At 43.7% G+C, this 21,277-nt stretch carries 20 protein-coding genes, 5 tRNA genes and 1 riboswitch; of the genes, 22 read left to right on the plus strand and 3 right to left on the minus strand.

The window, feature by feature from the left end:
- Window position 1: 1 nt before the first annotated feature.
- The 9 genes from truA (at window position 2) to ACTHPA_RS04715 (ending at window position 8,383) form a co-directional block, all read left to right on the plus strand.
- On the plus strand, window positions 2-742 hold the full coding sequence (gene truA, locus ACTHPA_RS04675) for a tRNA pseudouridine(38-40) synthase TruA (protein ID WP_440499004.1): 741 nt from the start codon (window positions 2-4) through the stop codon (window positions 740-742).
- 175 nt (window positions 743-917) lie between these two features.
- Window positions 918-1,355, plus strand: coding sequence for a 50S ribosomal protein L13 (gene rplM / locus ACTHPA_RS04680; RefSeq protein WP_440499005.1), 438 nt, complete (start codon window positions 918-920; stop codon window positions 1,353-1,355).
- 19 nt (window positions 1,356-1,374) lie between these two features.
- The gene (gene rpsI, locus ACTHPA_RS04685) at window positions 1,375-1,767 is read left to right on the plus strand and encodes a 30S ribosomal protein S9 (RefSeq protein WP_440499006.1); all 393 of its coding nucleotides are present in this window, start codon (window positions 1,375-1,377) and stop codon (window positions 1,765-1,767) included.
- A 228-nt stretch (window positions 1,768-1,995) separates the two neighbouring features.
- A riboswitch (purine riboswitch) is annotated at window positions 1,996-2,097 on the plus strand.
- Window positions 2,098-2,271: 174 nt separating this feature from the next.
- Window positions 2,272-3,231 carry a nucleoside hydrolase gene (locus ACTHPA_RS04690; protein ID WP_440499007.1) on the plus strand — a complete coding sequence of 320 codons (960 nt, stop codon included), beginning with the start codon at window positions 2,272-2,274 and terminating at the stop codon, window positions 3,229-3,231.
- A 42-nt stretch (window positions 3,232-3,273) separates the two neighbouring features.
- Window positions 3,274-4,488 carry a NupC/NupG family nucleoside CNT transporter gene (locus tag ACTHPA_RS04695; protein ID WP_440499008.1) on the plus strand — a complete coding sequence of 405 codons (1,215 nt, stop codon included), beginning with the start codon at window positions 3,274-3,276 and terminating at the stop codon, window positions 4,486-4,488.
- 162 nt (window positions 4,489-4,650) lie between these two features.
- Complete coding sequence (locus tag ACTHPA_RS04700) at window positions 4,651-5,613, plus strand: hypothetical protein (RefSeq protein WP_440499009.1); 963 nt, start codon at window positions 4,651-4,653, stop codon at window positions 5,611-5,613.
- Window positions 5,614-5,715: 102 nt separating this feature from the next.
- Window positions 5,716-6,012, plus strand: a complete 297-nt coding sequence (locus ACTHPA_RS04705; protein WP_440499010.1) for a rhodanese-like domain-containing protein — start codon at window positions 5,716-5,718, stop codon at window positions 6,010-6,012.
- Between the two features lie 521 nt (window positions 6,013-6,533).
- Window positions 6,534-7,247 (plus strand): N-acetylmuramoyl-L-alanine amidase, encoded by a 714-nt coding sequence (locus ACTHPA_RS04710; RefSeq protein ID WP_440499011.1) that lies wholly within the window; start codon window positions 6,534-6,536, stop codon window positions 7,245-7,247.
- A gap of 77 nt (window positions 7,248-7,324) precedes the next feature.
- Window positions 7,325-8,383 carry an Mrp/NBP35 family ATP-binding protein gene (locus ACTHPA_RS04715; protein WP_440499012.1) on the plus strand — a complete coding sequence of 353 codons (1,059 nt, stop codon included), beginning with the start codon at window positions 7,325-7,327 and terminating at the stop codon, window positions 8,381-8,383.
- A gap of 29 nt (window positions 8,384-8,412) precedes the next feature.
- On the opposite strand, the gene gerD is transcribed toward ACTHPA_RS04715, so the two are convergent.
- Entirely contained in the window at window positions 8,413-9,030 is a 618-nt protein-coding gene (gene gerD / locus ACTHPA_RS04720) for a spore germination lipoprotein GerD (protein ID WP_440499013.1), read from the minus strand.
- Between the two features lie 142 nt (window positions 9,031-9,172).
- On the opposite strand from gerD, the gene ACTHPA_RS04725 reads away from it, so the two are divergent.
- Entirely contained in the window at window positions 9,173-9,856 is a 684-nt protein-coding gene (locus tag ACTHPA_RS04725) for a KinB-signaling pathway activation protein (RefSeq protein ID WP_440499014.1), read from the plus strand.
- 168 nt (window positions 9,857-10,024) lie between these two features.
- Here the strand turns inward: ACTHPA_RS04725 and ACTHPA_RS04730 are convergent, their stop codons facing one another.
- Window positions 10,025-10,690 (minus strand): hypothetical protein, encoded by a 666-nt coding sequence (locus tag ACTHPA_RS04730; RefSeq protein WP_440499015.1) that lies wholly within the window; start codon window positions 10,688-10,690, stop codon window positions 10,025-10,027.
- A gap of 171 nt (window positions 10,691-10,861) precedes the next feature.
- Between ACTHPA_RS04730 and ACTHPA_RS04735 the strand changes: the two genes are divergently transcribed.
- The 12 genes from ACTHPA_RS04735 (at window position 10,862) to glmM (ending at window position 20,030) form a co-directional block, all read left to right on the plus strand.
- Window positions 10,862-10,936 (plus strand) — tRNA-Asn (locus ACTHPA_RS04735).
- Window positions 10,937-10,943: 7 nt separating this feature from the next.
- Window positions 10,944-11,019: transfer RNA gene (locus ACTHPA_RS04740), tRNA-Thr, on the plus strand.
- A gap of 165 nt (window positions 11,020-11,184) precedes the next feature.
- A tRNA-Glu gene (locus ACTHPA_RS04745) sits at window positions 11,185-11,259 on the plus strand.
- A 192-nt stretch (window positions 11,260-11,451) separates the two neighbouring features.
- A tRNA-Tyr gene (locus ACTHPA_RS04750) sits at window positions 11,452-11,536 on the plus strand.
- A gap of 90 nt (window positions 11,537-11,626) precedes the next feature.
- Window positions 11,627-11,701, plus strand: a tRNA-Gln gene (locus ACTHPA_RS04755).
- A 494-nt stretch (window positions 11,702-12,195) separates the two neighbouring features.
- Entirely contained in the window at window positions 12,196-13,971 is a 1,776-nt protein-coding gene (locus ACTHPA_RS04760; RefSeq protein WP_440499016.1) for a putative bifunctional diguanylate cyclase/phosphodiesterase, read from the plus strand.
- A gap of 70 nt (window positions 13,972-14,041) precedes the next feature.
- Complete coding sequence (gene rocF, locus ACTHPA_RS04765; RefSeq protein WP_440499017.1) at window positions 14,042-14,947, plus strand: arginase; 906 nt, start codon at window positions 14,042-14,044, stop codon at window positions 14,945-14,947.
- A gap of 176 nt (window positions 14,948-15,123) precedes the next feature.
- Window positions 15,124-15,687, plus strand: a complete 564-nt coding sequence (gene sigW, locus ACTHPA_RS04770; protein WP_440499018.1) for an RNA polymerase sigma factor SigW — start codon at window positions 15,124-15,126, stop codon at window positions 15,685-15,687.
- A gap of 13 nt (window positions 15,688-15,700) precedes the next feature.
- Complete coding sequence (locus ACTHPA_RS04775) at window positions 15,701-16,330, plus strand: zf-HC2 domain-containing protein (protein ID WP_440499019.1); 630 nt, start codon at window positions 15,701-15,703, stop codon at window positions 16,328-16,330.
- Between the two features lie 206 nt (window positions 16,331-16,536).
- Entirely contained in the window at window positions 16,537-17,373 is an 837-nt protein-coding gene (cdaA, locus tag ACTHPA_RS04780) for a diadenylate cyclase CdaA (RefSeq protein WP_440499020.1), read from the plus strand.
- Complete coding sequence (locus ACTHPA_RS04785) at window positions 17,366-18,637, plus strand: CdaR family protein (RefSeq protein ID WP_440499021.1); 1,272 nt, start codon at window positions 17,366-17,368, stop codon at window positions 18,635-18,637. The genes cdaA and ACTHPA_RS04785 overlap by 8 nt, the downstream gene beginning before the upstream one ends.
- 40 nt (window positions 18,638-18,677) lie before the next feature.
- Window positions 18,678-20,030: a phosphoglucosamine mutase gene (gene glmM / locus ACTHPA_RS04790; protein ID WP_440499022.1), complete on the plus strand. Its 1,353-nt coding sequence runs from the start codon at window positions 18,678-18,680 to the stop codon at window positions 20,028-20,030.
- Between the two features lie 361 nt (window positions 20,031-20,391).
- Here glmM and pstA read toward each other — a convergent pair whose 3' ends face one another.
- On the minus strand, window positions 20,392-21,276 hold the full coding sequence (gene pstA / locus ACTHPA_RS04795; RefSeq protein ID WP_440499023.1) for a phosphate ABC transporter permease PstA: 885 nt from the start codon (window positions 21,274-21,276) through the stop codon (window positions 20,392-20,394).
- Window position 21,277: the final 1 nt, after the last annotated feature.

The raw sequence follows: 21,277 nt of genomic DNA on the forward strand, positions 1-21,277 counted from the left end.
TATGAGACGGGTCAAAGCTACAGTCGCCTACGATGGGACAGACTATGCAGGATACCAGTTCCAACCGAATATACGGACAGTGCAATCCGTCATCGATAAAGCCCTTGTGAAGCTTCACAAAGATAAGTCCATCTACTCTGTCGCAAGCGGTAGGACAGATGCGGGTGTGCATGCTTTTGGACAGGTAATCCATTTCGATACGCCATTGGATCTTCCCCCTGACAGGTGGCGGATGGCGCTGAATGTTTTATTGCCTAAGGATGTAAGAATAATGAATGTGGAGTTTGTGGATGGAGAATTTCATGCACGCTATTCTGCGACGGGAAAGACCTATATGTACAAATGGTCGTCGAGCGAAATCCAAAGCCCTTTTCAAAGAAATTATGCCGTTCATTTAGGGAAGTGGAAGCCTGATATTGAGCGGATGCGCGAAGCTGCCCAGTATTTTATCGGTACGCATGATTTCACAAGCTTTTGTTCATCCAAAACGGCGACTTCAAATAAAGTGCGGACCGTACGGGAATTGACGCTAGTCCAGCAAGGCGAAGAGCTGATCATGACGATTGAAGGCGATGGTTTCCTTTACAATATGGTGCGGACAATTGCAGGCATGCTTTTTGCGGTCGGCATAGGTTGGAACGAGCCGGCGGACATGAAGGAAATGATCGAAGCAAAAGACCGAAAAAAGGTTGGGAAAACAGCGCCAGCACACGGTTTGTACTTGATGAATGTGACATACTAGACTCGAGTCAACTTTTCCAGGTGTTTTCTGAGAAAATGCTTGACTTATGATCACTTTCAATATAAGATGATAAATGGTATTTCAATAACCCCACAATAAGCCCCGGAAAGTTTATTTGTGTTTAGGGATAGAGAAAACAACGGAACAGATTGATAATTTTAGGAGGAAACAATACATGCGTACAACATTCATGGCTAAAGGTCACGAAGTAGAGCGTAAATGGCTCGTTGTCGACGCTGAAGGACAGACGCTTGGTCGTCTAGCTTCTGAAGTTGCAGCAATTTTGCGCGGCAAAAATAAACCTACGTTCACACCACACGTTGACACTGGCGATCACGTCATCATCATCAACGCTGAGAAAATCCAATTGTCTGGGAATAAATTAAAAGATAAAATCTACTATCGCCACACTGGCTATACAGGTAATATCAAACAACGTACAGCTCTTGAAATGCGTACAAACTACCCAACTAAAATGTTGGAACTTGCGATTAAAGGGATGCTTCCAAAAGGTCCTCTAGGTCGTCAAACAATCAAGAAACTTCATGTCTATGCTGGACCGGAACATCCACATACGGCACAAAAACCAGAAGCATACGAGCTTCGCGGATAATTAAGAGGAGGAAACACTTTTGGCACAAGTACAATATATCGGCACTAGCCGTCGTAAAAGCTCAGTAGCTCGTGTACGTCTCGTACCTGGCGAAGGTAAAATTGTCGTCAACAACCGTGACGTAGAAGACTACGTACCATTCGAAACACTTCGTGAAGTGATCAAGCAACCACTTGTAGCTACTCAAACACTTGGCAGCTATGACATCCATGTAAACGTCCACGGCGGCGGTTACACTGGTCAAGCAGGCGCAATCCGCCACGGCGTGGCACGTGCTCTACTTACTGTAGACCCTGAATTCCGCGGCACTTTGAAAGCTGCAGGATTGCTTACACGTGACTCCCGTATGAAAGAACGTAAAAAATACGGTCTTAAAGGCGCGCGTCGTGCACCTCAGTTCTCAAAACGTTAATCTACGAATATGTACAGCCCTTTCCCGATTTTATCGGGGAAGGGTTTTTTATTGTTTACAATACGAATTTAGTAATGCGGTATCATGGTTTAATGAATTTTCTTTACCTTGCAAGCGTAAACACGAAGAATGAGTTGTCTAAATTAAATAACATTCGTCTTACCATTGACTGTACGAAAGTTTCTATGTTATAAATGTAAAGTGAAAAACAGATTCACAACTACGCAATAATTTCATTTAAATATTAAATGTATATGCTTGGGAATATGGCTCAAGCGTTTCTACCTGGTAACCGTAAACTACCGGACTACATGAAAAATAACTGGAAACATTATTTTTCCATTATTTTTCGTGAATCGGCAAACCGGGTAGACTCTATCCGGTTTTTTTGCATTTCATCCAGAAAAGGAATTGCCGGAAGAAGCGTATGAATAGCTTCCCGCTAATAACGGGAGACTATTAGATATTGATTCAAACAATATGTATTGTAGAGGATGGGACGGAATGACAAAGAAACCTATTTACTTCAACCACGACGGTGGAGTTGACGATCTTGTATCATTATTCCTATTGCTTCAAATGGATAATGTTGAATTGACAGGTGTATCGGTCATACCAGCCGATTGTTATTTAGAGCCGGCCGTATATGCAAGCCGGAAAATCATCGATCGTTTTGGAAAAGGCGTCAGTCTGGATGTAGCCGAATCAAATTCGCGCGGAAAAAATCCTTTCCCGAAAGACTGGAGAATGCATGCGTTTCTCGTAGATGCACTGCCAATTTTAAATGAATCCGGGAAAGTTGTTACTCCTGTCGCAGAAAAGCCGGCACATCTTCATATGATCGAAGCGATTCGTAATACTTCTGAGAAGACAACATTATTATTCACAGGACCACTTACTGATCTGGCACGTGCATTGGACGAGGCGCCGGATATTGAAGAGAAAATCAAAAGACTCGTATGGATGGGCGGAACTTTCCGTGAAGATGGAAATGTTCATGAGCCTGAGCATGATGGAACAGCGGAATGGAATGTGTTTTGGGATCCTGAAGCGGCGGCTCGTGTATGGGAAACGAATATAGAAATTGATTTAGTCGCGCTTGAAAGTACAAACCAAGTGCCATTGACGTTGGATGTTCGTGAACGTTGGGCGAAGGAACGCAGCTATATCGGAGTTGACTTTCTCGGTCAATGTTATGCGATGGTCCCACCGCTCGTCCATTTTAAAACAAATTCCACGTACTATTTATGGGACGTGTTAACGACTGCTTTTATCGGTAAAACAGATCTTGTTAAAGTGAAAATGGTTAATAGTTATGTCATTTCCGATGGACCGAGTCAGGGACGCACAGTAGAAACACCTGACGGGCGCCCGGTCAACGTTGTATATGATGTGAATCGGGATGCATTCTTTGATTACATTACGGAATTGGCGAAGCAAGTGAACGGAGAAAACTCCAAGTAATTATAAAAATCCATCCAATCTTACAATGACGGGAGAGTTACTATGCAATACATCTGGGGAATTTGCGGCATCATCGGTATTTTAGCAATTGCATGGGTCTTTTCGACAGCACGTAAATCCATCAATTTGAGAACTGTTCTTGGAGCTTTAGCGATTCAGCTCGTATTCGGTTTTGCTGTGTTGAAATGGGAATTCGGAAGGAAAGCGTTAGAATATATTTCGGGAATTGTCCAGAAAGTCATTGATTCATCCAATGAAGGGATTCAATTCTTATTTGGAGGAGTATTAGGGGCAGATAATGCAGGCTTCACTTTTGCATTTCAAGTGTTGCCGATTATCATTTTCTTTGCTTCCTTAATATCGGTCCTTTATTATTTAGGAATTATGCAGTTTGCGACGAAAATCGTTGGAGGCCTTTTGGCGAAAGCTCTTAAGACAAGCGAGACTGAGTCGATGTCAGCTGCTGCTAATATTTTTCTTGGTCCGACAGAAGCACCGTTAGTCGTAAAACCTTATATCGAAAAAATGACTAAATCAGAACTATTTGCAGTGATGGTAGGCGGAATGGCCTGCGTATCGGGTGCTGTTTTAGGCGGGTATGCTATGCTTGGCGTTCCTATAGAATATTTGTTAGCTGCAGCTTTCATGGGTGCTCCGGGCGGATTATTATTTGCGAAAATCATCGTCCCTCAAACGGAAAAATTGAACACAGCTGAAAATGTTCAAATGGTGAAAGACACGGAATCGAGAAACGTAATCGACGCGGCATCTCGCGGAGCGATGGATGGATTGAAAATAGCGGTTAGTGTAGGTGCGATGTTAATTGCGTTTATCTCTCTCATCTATTTGATCAATCTCATCACTGGGGCAGTTGGCGGGATATTCGGACTTGAATCACTGACACTTGAACAAATCTTAGGATATCTATTCTCCCCACTCGCTTTCCTAATTGGAATTCCATGGGAGGAAGCATTACAAGCAGGTTCATTTATTGGACAAAAATTTGTACTGAATGAATTTGTCGCGTACACTTCCTTTGCTCCTGAAATAGCCAATCTATCACCGAAGGCCGTCGTCATGATCAGTTTTGCATTATGCGGCTTTGCCAATCTCTCAGCGTTGGCTATGTTAATCGGTGGTTTAGGAGGAATGGCTCCTTCAAGAAGAAATGATATTGCGGAAATGGGATTGCGCGCAATCATCGGAGGAACGCTTGCCAATCTGATGAGCGCCGCCATTGCCGGGATGTTACTATAATTGATGTCATAATAGATTGTTGTTTCAATAAGGGACTGCCTGTTTTTCGGCAGTCCTTTTTCTATTGAGAAGTAAAGCTTATAAACGTTGGACGTGAAAATAAAGTAACTTTACAATATTAATAGAAGATATACAACTTAGTGAGATTTGTGAGGAGAATGCATGGTGTATGGATGGGATAACATATGGCCGAAACTGTTGGCGTTTGCAGTGTTTCTGTTTTTAATTTATACGAATTACACAAATTATGAGGAGCATCGAGCGCTAATAGAGGAAGCGGAGAGTAATCCGGTCGAGGAGAGGGTACATCGGAAGCTTGTCGTTCTTGATTTTTTTCGCGAACCTCGATTCACTGTGCAAGTAGGATCTATGCCGGACAGTAGCATTCCGACAAGACATAATTCATCCATTATCGGAGTCGACCGAGAAGTTTATGAGCAGTTGGATGTCGGCGATTATTTGGCGGGCTATAAGGCGGAAGGCAAGTTTTATACGGATAGCACGTTGAAAGAGGAAAAGAATTGGTTTTATATCTTATTCGCTTTTTTTAACCTGTATCCAATCGGTTTTGTGCTTTACTGGCTGCTCAAAATTAAAGCGCTCCGTGAGTTTATAGGACGAATCGGGAAGATTCTCTATCTAAAAAGTATAGGATCTCTAATTGCGTATATTGTCTTTTGGGGGATTGCATTACTTCTTATTGCTTTTTTCGCGACAGAATTTAAAAATTCAGTGGAAAAAAGTTATGAAAAGTTTTTTGGGAAACATCATGTTGAAACGACTGCACTCGTCGTGGAGAAAGATGTCGATTGGCGAGGAGGTAAGTATGATAGAAGGCAGTATTATGTTTCATTAATGTACGGTCCCGAAAATTCACCGGATAGCCTTTTTGTTGTAAAAGAAGTGACGAGGCATACGTACGACAAATATACGAAGGAGATGCCGATCGTCTATAAGGAAGACAATCCTTATCAAGTTTTCGCAAGTCATATGGGGCCGTGGGACGTTATTTACGTAATGACGAGAGGGACAGTAATCGCCTTCGCTGCTACAGGCATTTTAGTTGTTTTATTATGTTTGCTGCCGTATTTATTATGGAAACGGAACAAAGCGGGGCATTCATAAGTACCCTTACTTTAGTTAACTTTAGAAATGAAAATCAAAGTGCTGGACGGTGTGCTTCGCTCGTAGGTAAGATGGAATGAGTGATGACGAGGAGGATATGATATGAAAGAAATTACAACAGCAGATTTACAGCAGAAGCTTGAGAATGGTGAGAGTCTTCATATGATCGATGTAAGGGAAGATGAAGAGGTCGCTGCGGGAATCGTGCCTGGTGCCATTCATATTCCATTGGGAGAGATCCCGGAACGCATGGCTGAACTAGATAAAGCGACGCCGTATGTGCTGATTTGCCGGTCAGGCGGTCGCAGTGGCCGTGCTGCAGAATTTTTAGAGGCACAAGGGTATGACGTAACCAATATGGTTGGCGGCATGTTGGATTGGCATGGAGACGTTGAATAAGGAATGCGAAAAAATAGGCTATCCAGAAGGTCGGAAAATCGGCTTTCTGGATGGCTTTTTTAATTGAAGATGGCGGAGTCCAAAGGGGGTAGTTGATTTCTTCGCTCAAGAATCCGATTTTGCGCTCAAGAAAATGAATATGCGCTCAAGAATCCGATTTTGCGCTCAAGAAAATGAATATGCGCTCAAGAATTTGATTTTGCGCTCAAGAAAATGAATATGCGCTCAAGAATTTGATTTTGTGCTCAAGAAAATGAATTAGCGCTCAAGAATTTGATTTTGCGCTCAAGAAAATGAATTTACGCCCAAGAATCCGATTTTGCGCTCAAAAAAACGAATCTTTGCTCAAGAAGTCTGACCCGGCGCTCAAGAACTCAAGTTCAGCCCTCAATAATCAGCCGAATTCAATTGCATTCCGAAAGAATGAAGTCCTTACAGCAGACCGATCATCCAAAATGTAAAACAAGCTATCATATCTTGGCCAAGGTCTGCGTATAGTGGAGGAAAAAGGCGGTGTGAGATTGAAACGATGGCTTATCATCGGGTTGTTATTTGCAAGCTCCCTACTTATCGTGCTTTACGGTGTGAATGCCTCGGACAGAGGTTTTTTCATGCCTGAACAGCTTGGGGGAGTGAAGATTGTCATTGATCCAGGGCACGGGGGACTAGACGGCGGAGCATCAGTTGGAGACGTTGTAGAGAGGGACATTACGTTAAGCATTTCGCATGAATTGAAGAAGAGATTGGAAAAGAAGGGCGCGATGGTTGTTATGACGCGTGAGAAGGAAGGCGACGCCCTTGCAGAACACGCACCGAGTGAGAAATTCGGAACGACAAGGCAAAGAAAAATGGCCGACTTGAAGTTGCGGGAAACCATTGCAATTGAAGAGGATCCTGATATGTTCCTCAGCGTCCATGTAAATGCGATTCCAGAACAAAGATGGCGGGGTTCACAAGTGTTTTATCATGCTGAAGGTCATCCTGGAGGAGAACTTTTAGCAAAATCAATTCAAGGATCTTTCGTAAATAATTTACAAAATACTGATCGTGAAGCCTTAGCGATCAAAGGGGTTTATTTGTTGAAAAAAGTTCCGATGCCTTCCGTTTTAATAGAGACAGGCTTTATCTCAAACCCGGAGGAACGGGCGTTGTTGACGGATCCTGCCTACCGCGGGAAAGTAGCGGATGCGATAGTGGAAGGAATCATCCAATTTCATTTATCTGAAAAGCAATGAAGACAATTCTGACTTTGCAAGTGTAGCAATATGGTATACTTAGAGGAGAAGAAATAAACCTCTAAGGAGTGGCCATATTGATTAACGAACAAATTGTCCGTGACGTTGTAGGCGAGTTGAAGGATCCGTTTTTACATAAAACACTTGCGGAAACCGATGGGATTATTAGTGTATCGGTTAAACCGGAGAAAAAGCATGTCAGTGTAAAATTGGCCATCGCTAAAGTCAACACAGCGGAGCAAATGAACTTGCAGATGAAAGTGGTTGAAGTGATAAAAGCAGCAGGAGCAGACTCAGTGGGTATTCGTTTTGAGGAACTGCCGCCTGAAACACTCGAAAAATTCCGTGGTACGGCAACGGAGGCTGAAGCTCAAGACTTACTGTCTCCGTTGAATGATGTTGAATTCATTTCAATTGCATCCGGGAAAGGCGGAGTGGGGAAATCGACGGTTTCCGTGAACTTGGCGGTTGCCCTCGCTCGTCTTGGGAAGAAGGTAGGATTGATCGACGCGGATATTTACGGTTTCAGTGTACCTGATATGATGGGTATTACAGAATTGCCGGTCATCCGTGATAATCGAATCATTCCGGTGGAGCGATTTGGAGTGAAAGTAATTTCAATGGGATTCTTTGTGGAAGATAACGCTCCTGTCGTATGGCGTGGACCGATGCTCGGGAAAGTGCTAGATCAGTTTTTCCGTGATGTAGATTGGGGACCGCTGGATTATCTAATTCTAGATTTACCGCCTGGCACTGGGGACGTCGCTCTTGATGTCCATCAAATGATTCCTTCATCCAAAGAAATTGTCGTCACAACGCCACATCCGACTGCTGCATTCGTAGCGGCCCGTGCAGGAGCAATGGCGCTTCAGACAGATCATGCCCTCTTAGGTGTCATTGAAAACATGGCGTGGTTTGAGTCAAAACTGACAAATGAAAAGGAATACGTATTTGGCCAAGGGGGAGGCACTCGGTTAGCAGAAGAATTACGCACCGAGCTTTTAGGACAAATTCCACTCGGTCAGCCGGATTGGAATGAAACTGAATTTGCCCCATCTGTTTATGCAGAAGATCATCCGATTGGTCAAACGTATACGAAGATTGCACAGACAGTTATCGATAAAACTCAAAAATAATAGGAAGCTTCAAAAAAGGGCGGTGGAGGTTATTTACCTCCGCCGCCGCTATTTCCACCACCACCTGATTGTTCACCGCCACCACTAGATCCACCGCCACCACCTTGCTTCTCAGTTGGTGCCACTTCACCCGCTTTAAGGATCAACTCCTGCCATTTCGCCTTAAGTAATGGGCTGTTAATCGTTTCTTCAATCGACTTCTCCATCTGTTTTTTCATATTAGCTGATTGTAAAATGGTTTCCATTTGTTTTTGCATATCAGGCTGTCCGAAAAATTCCACCATTTCTTTTTGGAATGAAGAGTCATTAATTAGCTTTGACATAATGTCTTGCTGCTGATCCTTCATGCTTTTCGCAACTTTTTCCGTAAACTTCGGATCCTCAAATGCCTTTTTCCAGAAATCCTCGCCTTTATCCGATAGTAACGTATCCTCGATGGATTTTTTCACTTCCGCCTGATCCAGTACCATCAACTCCCTGAATTCGGGATCGGATAGCATTGTCCGAACAGCCTTTTTTCCATCTTCTGTTTGTAGAGCATCCGTCATCATCTTCTTCATTTCATCGTAATTCGGTCCTTGCTGTTGCATACTGCAGCCCGATAATAATATAACAAGTACAAGTAAATGAACCCATTTTTTCATCATGAGATCAATTTCCCTTCCGATTGCGTTTTCAATTATTGTTCACAATATAAAGAGGAATATGCATTACGCATTCAAGGAAATAGATTTTTCGGCAAAACGTTGATACACTATTGGAAGCAATTAAAAACGGGGGAACAGTAACGTGACCATACGAAATTGGGTTAAATTCTTTTTTACTGCATTAATTATCGGAGGAGTTGTCACGGGAATCCTCGGGTTGATCGTCCGATGGGAATTCTTCTCACAATATTTATCATCCGGAGAATATACGGAGTTTCTTGGCGCATTCTTATGGATGATCTTTCTCGGATTTACGATGAGTGTCGTTGCGCAGATGGGCTTCTTCGCCTATTTGACGGTTCACCAATTTGGTGTGAACTTATTCAGAACTTTGACATTATGGAATTGGGTGCAGCTACTCATCATCGCAGTAGTCATTTTTGATCTCGTGTTTTTCAGATTCAAACTGACTGCTGGAGATACCGGGCGAACCGTGCTTTATTTGATGCTGTTGTTTTCATTACTAGCAGTATCTATTGTCACGGCTTATTTCAAAGCGAAATGGACAAAAAAGCACACGCTTATTTCTGCACTGTTCTTCATGATCGTCATTACGACGCTTGAATGGCTACCGGCATTAATGGTTCGGTCAGGCAATATCGATTCGTGGGTGACAATTTTATTATTCCCGCTTCTCGCGGTCAATGCATATCAGCTTCTCATGCTGCCGAAGTATAACCGCCAATCCGATGAGGACAAGGCAAAGCTCGATGCGCGTAAACAGGCACGAAAATCGAAATCGACAAAAACGGCAAAAGCGAAATGATAAAAGCGCAGTTCCTCAAATAAAAGGAGAACTGCGCTTTTTGTTACGTCTAGACTCCGGGCGCCAGAAGCTCGGGGTCATAAGTCAAAGCTGTTACGTGGCAAAGACCGCCATTCAACATCTTTGTCTAATGCCTTTCGCTTTTAGTCAGGCGCCCTTCGCTTTTGGTTATTTCGGCATTTTTTTCGTTTTGATGGACATGTTGAAAAGGACATCTTCCAATAATCTATTTTGGCGTGTCTCGGCCAGCTTTTTGAAATTGGCTAATGTGACCCTTTCTTCACGATGGTGCGGCAACGAAATAATTTCTCCTTCAATGACCGGCGGCGGCTCTCCAGTGTGCCAGCGGACGGATGAACCGAGTGCATTCACTTCGCTGTCCCATAGCGCACTTCGTAAAGAATATGGAAACTGTTCATCAGACGTCCTGAACCATAACGGCTTTGCACCGAACAACTTCTCATACTGTTCAAGCTGTTCAATGAGAAGAGGTGTGTTCTGTTCATATTCCATTCCTGCATGTCCCAATAAGCCTGTCGGGATGTTGCGTTTCTTGATCAATTGTATGATCTCCGGAAAACGGTCGGCCCATTCCATATCTAGAAGAAGCAATGGATAGGGAGCCTGTAATTCATGAACCAGCTGTTTCACTTCCTCGTCTCCGAATGAAATATTAATTGTCATCGCAGAACCGGACATTCCTCTAACAATGACTTCATTCGGCTCATCCGTCAACCGGAAAACAGCCTTCAACGAATCCGATCCGGGCATGCTTGGGAAGAATAGTGCGGCAGCACAGCAAACGAAAATGAGAATAACTAGTTTAGCTCTCAAGTCACATCCCCTTTAAAACGAAATCTATAGGGTACTTTATGATAAAGGCTTGACCAATATGATTGGGTCATGCTAATATAAGAAAGTCGTTACAGGGTAGTGAAAAAAGGGTTGATTTTCACCCGGCTTTCAGCTAAACTAAATATTGTCGTTGGAAATAATAATTACGATTCCGCAGTAGCTCAGTGGTAGAGCAATCGGCTGTTAACCGATCGGTCGTAGGTTCGAGTCCTACCTGCGGAGCCATTTTTATGCTTCCATAGCTCAGTAGGTAGAGTGCTTCCATGGTAAGGAAGAGGTCACCGGTTCGAATCCGGTTGGAAGCTCCAGATGAAACTTGCGATTTCTGTTTCATTAAGAAAGACGCTTTTTTTATGCTCACCTGCCCTTTGGAATACGAAATATAAAAATGAAAAAAATAGACTTGCATAACGAATACGAATTTGTTAATATAACATTTGTGCGATTCGTAAAGCAGTTTATTAATCTTATATGGCCCCTTGGTCAAGCGGTTAAGACACCGCCCTTTCACGGCGGTAACACGGGTTCGAATCCCGTAGGGGTCACCATGTTTGTTTCTAAAGTTAGTAAAATGAAGCTGACAAAGAGATGCGCAGCTTATCACTACACTCCCGTTAAAATTGGGAGAAGCAAGCAGGTCGCGGAAGCGATTGAGAGAAAGAGGGAGCGTACAAAAGTACGTGACCGAGTGAACGAATGAAGCTGACAAAGAGATGCGCAGCTTATCACAATTTTAACCTGGTGGGGTAGCGAAGTGGCTAAACGCGGCGGACTGTAAATCCGCTCCCTCAGGGTTCGGCGGTTCGAATCCGTCCCCCACCACCATTACATACTTACGCTTTAACATGTTTGCTAATCCAGTTAAAAACGAGTGAAGCCGAAGCAGCAATGCGAAGCTAAACTCTATTTTAACGTTGGGGTATAGCCAAGCGGTAAGGCAACGGACTTTGACTCCGTCATTCGTTGGTTCGAATCCAGCTACCCCAGCCAATTATTTTTTTCGCTCCACGAAAAAAATAATTTGCGAGCAATTCCGAAGGTATTGCGAGCAAATCGGTTTTAATACCAGAACATTCCAAGTTCAAGGAATTAGGAGCAAATCGGTTTTAATACCAGAGCATTCCAAGTTCAACGAATTAGGAGAAAACCGATCTTAATATCCACAGCATCTAACCACATACACACCACTCTCAAATCCATCCAAAAGATAGGATTTTTTTTATTGCCTAAAATACCCTCTCACGACATTCAAAAAATGTTCATACAGCTATCCGTCAAATTCAGTTTTTGCGAGTATTATAGAAAGGTATTGTATAGTAGAGACAAAGATCAGCAGAAATGATGTAGATTCTCACAAGTATAGAACAGTTCGCATGTGTTTATGCGTTACTGGACTGACTTATGCGTATTTGGATAATCGCGCAATCATCGAAGTTTATTCAAATAGGCAATGAGGTTCAGTTGAAAGGATTGATGATGTTCACATGCATGATTATTTTGAAGTAATGCGTAAAATGACAGGCAACGACAATCAGATCGACGTCGAGGCAATCCTCGCCGATATTGCGTTTGCGCTCGATCAAACCGTCATCGTCGCGATGACTGATCGCACAGGAAAAATAACATATGTCAATGAATTGTTTACAAAGATATCGCAGTTCGAAGCTAATGAGCTGATTGGGGCTACACACTCGATCATTAATTCTGGCTATCATTCGAAAGAGTTTTTCAAAGATATGTGGTCGACAATTGGCCGCGGGAAAATCTGGCAAGGTGAAATTCGTAACCGAGCAAAGGATGGCAGCATCTACTGGGTGGATACAAAGATTGTTCCTTTTATGAGTGAATCGGGAACACCGAATAGATATATTTCCATTCGTTATGATATTACAGAACGGAAGCTTATGGAGGAGAAAATTCGAAAGGATGCACAAACATACCGTCGAATTGCCGAAGAAAACCGTAATCTATCGTATAATGACCAACTAACGTCTTTGCTCAACCGTAATGCATTCAGCAAGGAGCTGCGATCATGTATAGAAAGTAAGCGAAAAGATGAATCAAGATTAGGGCTTGTTTATTTGAACATCGATCGATTGCGAAATGTAAATGACTCGTTTGGACAGGAAACTGGGGATTACGTGCTGTCGGTAATCGCAAACCGGTTGAGGAACGTACTACGTCATGAAGACATCATTGGCCGCATCTCAGGTGACGAATTTGCGTTCACTTTAACGGAGGCTGCGGACGAGGAAAAAGCGGAGCAGTTGACGGAGACAATAAAGAGCAGTTTGGAAAATCCGATAAGCCTTCATGGTGAATTGTACACTATTTCAACTAGCTGTGGCATTGCGTTATTTCCAAAACACGCGAAAGTGGCGCCGGAGCTTATGATGAAGGCTGAAAAGGCGTTGCATTATGTAAAAGAGCATGGTGGCGGGAATTATAAAATGTATGAACCTGGAACAGCGACAAAAACATTGGAACGCATTTTATTGGAGAATGAATTGCGTAAAAGTGTTCAATTGGGACATTTCACATTAGAATATCAACCGAAAATGAACTTGTCCCGTGGCGATCTGTCTGGGGTCGAGGCATTGGTGCGCTGGAATCATCCTGAACTTGGCCGCATTCCACCGGACAAGTTCATTCCGTTGGCGGAGGAGACGAATCTCATTTTGCCGCTTGGCGAATGGATTTTACGGGAAGCTTGCAAGCAGGCGGCGCAATGGAAGCACGAAGGGTATGGACCAATTCGCATTGCCGTGAATATGTCGACCGTCCAGCTGGATGATGAGGAAATCGTTGGGGCGATAAAACGGATTCTTATGGAAGAGGAAGTTGAACCGGATTTCATCGAAATTGAACTGACCGAGAGCTCATTTGCAGATCGGGATGAAATGAGGGAGACGATTCAGCAGATTAGGGATTTAGGCATGCATGTTGCAATAGATGATTTCGGAACAGGTTATAGCACTTTCAGTTATATTAAGGAATTGCCAGCAGACACAGTGAAAATCGATATGTCATTCGTGAAGGACATTGACGTGAACGAAAACAGCAGAGCTATCGTCAAGGCGATTGTTACATTGGCAGATACGGCTGGCCTTAATGTCGTTGCCGAAGGAATCGAGACGGGGGAACAAGCGGAAATCCTTTGCAACTTAGGATGCAGAGAAGGACAAGGCTATTTCTTCAGCAAGCCTTTACCTCCCGAAGAATGTGAATTGATGTTTTCAAAATCCGTAGAATATGAATAAATATCCGTAAACTTGTCAGGTTGAGCCATTTCATTGAACGAATTACAATATGGGTGGGGGGCTGACAAATATGAGAAAACTGGATATATCACTAATTGGTGTTCCACTCGACTACGGACAAAGCAGAAGAGGAGTGGATATGGGACCGAGTGCCATCCGTTATGCGGGGGCAATAAGAAGATTGGAAGCGATCGGACATACGCTGAAAGATGAAGGGGATATCCAAGTAAGCTCTGTCGAACATAAAGATCGTGAAGCTACAAACTTGAAGAACTTGGAGGAAGTCGTCCAAGCAACGAGTGAACTTGCGAATCGGGTTGCTGAAGTCGTAGAAAAAGGGAATTTCCCACTCATCCTCGGAGGCGATCATAGCATTGCAATTGGGACGATTGCAGGATTATCGTCAACGTATAAAAACTTAGGTGTCATCTGGTATGATGCGCATGTTGACATGAATACTGCTGAAACGTCACCATCAGGTAATATCCATGGAATGCCGCTTGCGGTTCTCATGGGCCGGGGGCATGAAAGATTAGTAAATATCTTTAAAGAAGGGCAGAAAGTAAAGCCCGAAAACATTGTCATTATCGGAGCTCGTTCAGTCGATCCAGGCGAGCGTTTATTAATTAAAGATCTAGGCATCAAAGTATTCACGATGCACGAAATTGATCGCGATGGCATGACATCGGTCATGAAGGAAGCGATTGCTTATTTACAAGCAAAGAATGTTGATGGTGTCCACTTGTCATTGGATTTGGATGGCCTTGATCCTCTCTACACACCTGGAGTCGGAACACCGGTGCCAGGCGGAATCAGCTATCGCGAAAGCCATCTTGCAATGGAGATGCTCGAGGATTCGGGTATGATCACATCAGCAGAATTCGTCGAAGTGAATCCGATCCTCGATGAAAAGAACAAAACTGCGGATGTCGCAGTCGGACTAATGGGCTCATTGTTCGGAGAAAAATTATTATAAGGCAGGCCGCTTGGATTAATATCCAAGCGGTTATTTTTTGTGAAAGAATTTCCTAAAAGAACGGAAATATTTATCAATCTTTGGTAAAATAAAAAATATGGATTAAAAAAATGAAACCAGTTGGACCCTTCAAACGTATAGAAGGAACAGCCGCATAGAGCGGAGGATGAAAGTCATTGGATGAATTGGTCAATAAAAGAATAAATGATGTGATCAAAGGCGATCAGGATGCATTCGAAGAAATTGTCACCATGTTTCAACATCGGCTGTATCATGTTTGTTATCGAATGCTCGGCAATCCCCAGGAAGCGGAAGATATAGCTCAAGAAGCATTTGTGCGTGCATATGTGAACATCCATACGTACGATCAGAAACGGAAATTTTCCACTTGGTTATTTCGGATTGCAACAAATTTATGCATCGATAGAATTCGTAAAAAGAAACCGGATTATTATCTTGATGCGACAGTGCCTGGAACGGATGGCCTAAATATGTATTCGCAGATTGCAGCAGCCGGCGACTTGCCGGAGGAAGAAGTAGAGCGTATGGAAGCACAGGATCGTGTCCAATATGAGATTGGAAGGCTTCCTGAAAAATATCGTTCTGTTATCATCCTAAGATATATGGAAGAATTGCCGTTGCAGGAGATTAGTGATATTTTAGAATTACCACTTGGAACCGTAAAGACCCGAGTTCACCGTGGCCGGGAAGCGCTACGGAAACAGATGGGTAATATGTAGGAGGGAATTAAGTATGAATACGTGTCAGGAACCAGTGATCCATTTAATGCACGCGTATTTAGACGGAGACATTAGCCGCCAGGATGAGCAATTGCTGCAGAAGCATTTAGCTGACTGTGAACATTGCAGGGAAATGATGGATGAATTCAAAATGTCGGCTTTATTCCTGAAGGAAGCTGCTCCAATCCAAGCCCCGGACGGATTTGTCTCAGGCGTCATGGCACGTCTCCCGAAAGAAAAATCGCAAGCAGGTTTTCAACGGTTTTTACGCAGGCACCCACTCGTGGCTGCGGCTGCACTGTTTTTAATATTAATGAGCGCGACGCTCTTTTCTAGCTTCGGCAATAATCAGCAGTTTTCATTCACGAAGCAGCCAAATCTGATCGTTGAAGGGGAAACGGTCGTCGTCCCTGCTGGCGAAGTGGTGAAGGGGGATATCGTCGTCAAAAACGGCAATCTTCGAATTGAAGGAGAAGTGGACGGCAATGTGACTGTCATCCGCGGTACGAAATACATGGCTTCGACGGCAGTAGTTACAGGAAAAAGCGAAGAAATTGATCAGGCCTTTGATTGGTTATGGTATAAAATAAAGTCGACAGTCAAAGATATTTTCCCTTCTAGCGATGGAGAGTCGGGGGAATAATGATTGCACGATCGCCTTCCCGGCATAGGGTGGGCGATTGTTTTTTATTTTTTATGAATGAACGATTGGTACATAGGGAAAGGAAACAATACACCAATCAAAAACGTTCCCATTAGTAGCCAGTCCTTGTTCGTTTTCAAGAGCACTGAAACTGGGCTGTATGATATACTGAAGTAAAGAATATGCGATGAAGGTGAGGGAAGCGCATGCCTGGTTGGGAAATGATTACAAACTCAAGTCCGATTGAAATACTGAAAAATATAGTGGATGTGCTTCTCGTTTGGTTTGTTTTCTATAAATTAATCACCATCATAAAAGGCACGAAAGCCGTACAGCTATTAAAAGGTATTTTCGTTATTTTATTTGCCCGTATTCTTACTGAATATCTTGGACTTGATACATTGAAATGGATGTTGGATCAAGTGTTGATGTTCGGGTTCCTTGCTATTATTATCCTCTTTCAACCCGAAATACGCCGTGCGCTGGAACAACTTGGTCGAGGCCGTTTGTTTGCGAGGTCTGCAATGCAGGAAGAAGAGGAACGTGATCGCATGATCGACGCTTTCAACAAGTCGGTGAGCTATATGGCGAAACGACGGATTGGAGCGCTTATATCGATTGAACGGGAGACAGGGCTTAGTGAGTATATTGAAACAGGGACTCCGTTGAACTCGATCGTCACTTCGGAATTGCTTATCAATATATTCATCCCAAATACTCCGTTGCATGACGGGGCTGTCATTTTACAAAAAAATCGCATCGCTGCTGCAGGATGCTATCTACCGCTTTCGGAAAATCCTTTCATTTCAAAAGAGCTCGGAACCCGACACCGGGCAGCTCTCGGTATCAGTGAAGTGACCGATGCAATCACAATTGTCGTTTCCGAAGAGACAGGTGCAGTAAGTCTTACGACAAATGGAGATATTAACAGGAACTTGTCAATGGATGAATTTGAGCAGCAACTGCGGAAAGTATGGTTTGGAGCAGAACCTGAAACCTCGTCTACTTCATTCTGGAAATGGGGGAAACAGAAAAATGGATAATCTAATGGACCGCCCATGGTTTCTCCGTATTACGGCATTGGCGCTTGCCATTATCCTTTTCTTTTCCGTTCAGGCGGAAGAAGATAAAAAGACAGGCTCCACAATCGGTGATTCACAGGATGTCCTTCGCGACGTCCCAGTAGAAGTTTTTTATGATAATGAAAATCTCGTCGTCACAGGAGTGCCGAAGACCGTCAATATGTCGATTGACGGTCCCGCCAACCTTGTCCAGACGACAAAGTTGTTGAAGGATTTTACATTGAAGGTCGACTTGAGAAGCCTCGAATTGGGAAGGCATACAGTTAAGATCCAAGCTGAGAACCTTTCGGAAAAATTGGATGTGCGATTGGACCCAGCAACGGTGGACGTCGTCATCGAAGAGAAAATATCGAAATCATTCCCGGTAGAGCCTGAGTTTAACGAGCGATTACTTGCAGAAGGTTTCAATGCAGTTAGAAAAGAAGTGGAGCCTTCTATGATCCAAGTGACAGGCGCCAAAAGTGTCATTGAATCCATCAGCTTTGTAAAGGTTTCAGCAACAGGCGAGCAGGGCATTGATAAATCGTTTGAGCAAAAAGCCCGTGTCCGCGTGCTTGACCGGGATCTGAATAAATTGAATGTCATAATTGAACCCGAAGATGTGACTGTCAAAGTGGAAGTGAAGGAAAATAGTAAAGAGGTGCCGATCGTTCTAAGGGAAAAAGGTGTTCCGGGTGAGAACATTGTAATCGACTCCGTTTTCTCAGAGATGAAGACAGTGACACTTTACGGACCGCAGAAGACGTTGGAGTCTATTGGCGAAATCCGGGTAGATGTTGATGTTTCGAAAGTGAAGGAGTCAGGGACAGTAGAGTTGAATGTTCCAAAACCGAAGGGAGTTTCAAAACTTTCGGAGGACAAGGTCAAAGTGAATATTCGAGTTACGACTATGAATGGAGAAGATCCTCCTCCTGACGTATCGATGGAACCGACTGAGGAGGATGTTACTAAGGAATTCAAAAACATTCCTGTCGCTGTGAAAGGGCTTGATGAGAAATTTAGCAGTTCCTTTCTGAAACCAACTGAAGGTGTCGTTGATGTAACAGTGACGGCTAAAGAGGAAGTTATTAATTCACTAGACGTTTCAGACTTCGATATTAGCGTCGATGCTTCCGGGACGAATGAGGAAGGCGAACACTCATATCCGCTTTCTGTAGTTGCGCCTGACGATATTGCTTGGAAGATTTCAGAGGATGAAGTGACGCTTGAAATAAAACTCGCATAATGAAGAAGTTGATTATGAGCATTGAAAGGGAGTATGGATAATGACAAAGTATTTTGGAACAGATGGCGTCCGTGGGATTGCAAATAAAGAATTAACGCCTGAGCTTGCTTTTAAACTTGGTAGAATTGGCGGATATGTGCTGACGAAAGATTCACAGGAGACGTCACAAGTTCTTGTCGGCAGGGATACTCGCATATCTGGGCACTTATTGGAAAACGCTTTGATTGCAGGCCTATTGTCTATGGGAATCGAAGTAATGAGGCTCGGGATCATCAGTACGCCAGGTGTAGCTTACTTGACACGTGTCATGAATGCCCAGGCAGGTGTCATGATATCGGCATCCCATAATCCATTTGAGGATAACGGCATCAAATTTTTCGGAGCAGACGGGTTCAAACTGACAGATGAGCAGGAAGATGAAATTGAAACCCTCTTGCACGAAGAGACGGATAACCTGCCTCGCCCGGTAGGAGCGGATGTTGGAACTGTAACGGATTATTTTGAAGGTGGCCACAAATACATCCAATACTTGAAACAGACGGTTGATGAGGAGTTTACAGACCTCCATATCGCCCTGGATTGCGCGCATGGTGCTACTTCTTCATTGGCAACACATGTCTTTGCTGATTTGGATGCGGACTTGTCAACGATAGGTGTCTCACCGAATGGTGTGAATATCAATGACGGCGTCGGATCGACACATCCGGAAGGACTCAGCCAGCTCGTAATCGATAAAGGCGCAGACATCGGACTTGCTTTTGATGGTGATGGAGACCGCCTCATTGCAGTCGATGAACTGGGTAGGATCATTAACGGAGACCAAATCATGTTCATCATAGGGCGTCACCTCCAATCGAAAGGCCGCCTAAAATCCGACACGATTGTTTCTACTATCATGAGCAACCTCGGCTTTTATAAAGCGTTGGAGCGACAAGGCATGATGAGCGTCAAAACAGCTGTTGGAGACCGATACGTCGTCGAAGAAATGAAAAAAGGGAACTATAATCTCGGCGGTGAGCAATCTGGCCACATCATCTTGCTTGATTACAATACGACAGGAGACGGCCTATTGACGGCGTTACAGCTTGTCAACATCATGAAACGGACAGGAAGAAAGCTATCCGAACTTGCGAACGAGATGACGATTTACCCGCAGGAGCTCGTGAACGTCCGTGTTACAGATAAAAACAAAGTGACCGAAAATGCAAAAGTTGCTGCTGTTATTAAGGATGTAGAAGAGGAAATGGCCGGAAACGGCAGAGTACTCGTCCGTCCATCAGGAACGGAGCCACTCGTCCGTGTAATGGTTGAATCACCAGACCATGATACTTGCAAACGCTTTGTCAATCGCATTGCAGAAGTCGTTCGTGCAGAAATGGGAACGGAAGAATAAGAAACAGAATGAAGCTGTAGCAGAAAGTCGATAATTGACTTTTTGCTACAGCTTTTTTGTGTCAGTGGAAAGCCGCATTTATAGAAAATGCGTCATCCGCTCAAGAAAGTGGAAGCGCGCTCAAGAAAACGAATTAGCGCTCAAGAAATTGGAATTGCGCTCAAGAAAACGAATTAGCGCTCAAGAAATTGGAATTACGCTCAAGAAAAACGATTTGGCGCTCTAGAAAGTGAAATCGCGCTAAAGATTACGATTTTGCGCCCAAGAAAGTAGTTTCCATGCTCAAGGATAGCGAAATTGCCTCTCCTAGAATTATTCAAAAAAAATCGCACCCATAATGGGATGCGATGGAAAATACCACTTAGAATACACGCTGGAATTTATTCCGAATGATGATTGCTGTGGAATTTAAAATGAACAGTGCCACAAGCAATACGATGATCGTGGCGGCTGCCAAATTGGCGTATTCCGCAACTAATGAAGCATCCAACGTCCAGTAATAAATCTGTACCGGCAACACCGTAAAACGGTCCATAATGCCTCCTGGGAACGGTATGAGCAATGCAGGAATGCCTATGACGACGAGTGGTGCTGTTTCTCCAATTGCACGAGATAAGGAAAGAATTGCGCCTGTCAGGATTCCTGGCAATGCTGCCGGTAGGATGATCCGCTGAATCGTTTGCCATTTAGTTGCCCCTAATCCATAAGAACCTTCGCTTAAATGGAAAGGAATTGACCGAATTGCTTCTTGGCTTGCCACGATCACAATCGGCAAAATCAGCAGCGACATTGCCAAACCGCCAGCAAGGACGACGTTTCCAAGGTTTAACGCTCGTACAAATACTGTCATTCCAAGTATTCCGTAAACAATGGAAGGAACGCCCGCTAAGTTGGAGATATTCGTTTGAATGAACCCGAGTACTCGACCTTTCTTCGCGTACATCTCTAAGAAAATCGCAGTACCAACCCCTAAAAACATCGTGACTGGAGCAACGACAAGCATGAGCCAAAACGTTCCGAGAATTGCTCCCATAATTCCCGCGCGCTCCGGTTGTGTAGATAATTTACCTGTTAGGAATTCCATGTTAATGGAACCAATGCCGTCAGCTACAACTTTGTATAGTAAAACGACGAGAAAGAACAAGCCGAAAAAGGCGGACAGCATAAAAATGTACTTCGAAAATTGATTCAAGAGCATACGGAACTTAGTTCGACGGATATGTTGGTTTTCGTTTAGATGTTTCATG

Origin of the sequence: Sporosarcina sp. SAFN-015, from assembly GCF_051966875.1 — a bacterium.
Taxonomy (GTDB): Bacteria; Bacillota; Bacilli; order Bacillales_A; family Planococcaceae; genus Sporosarcina.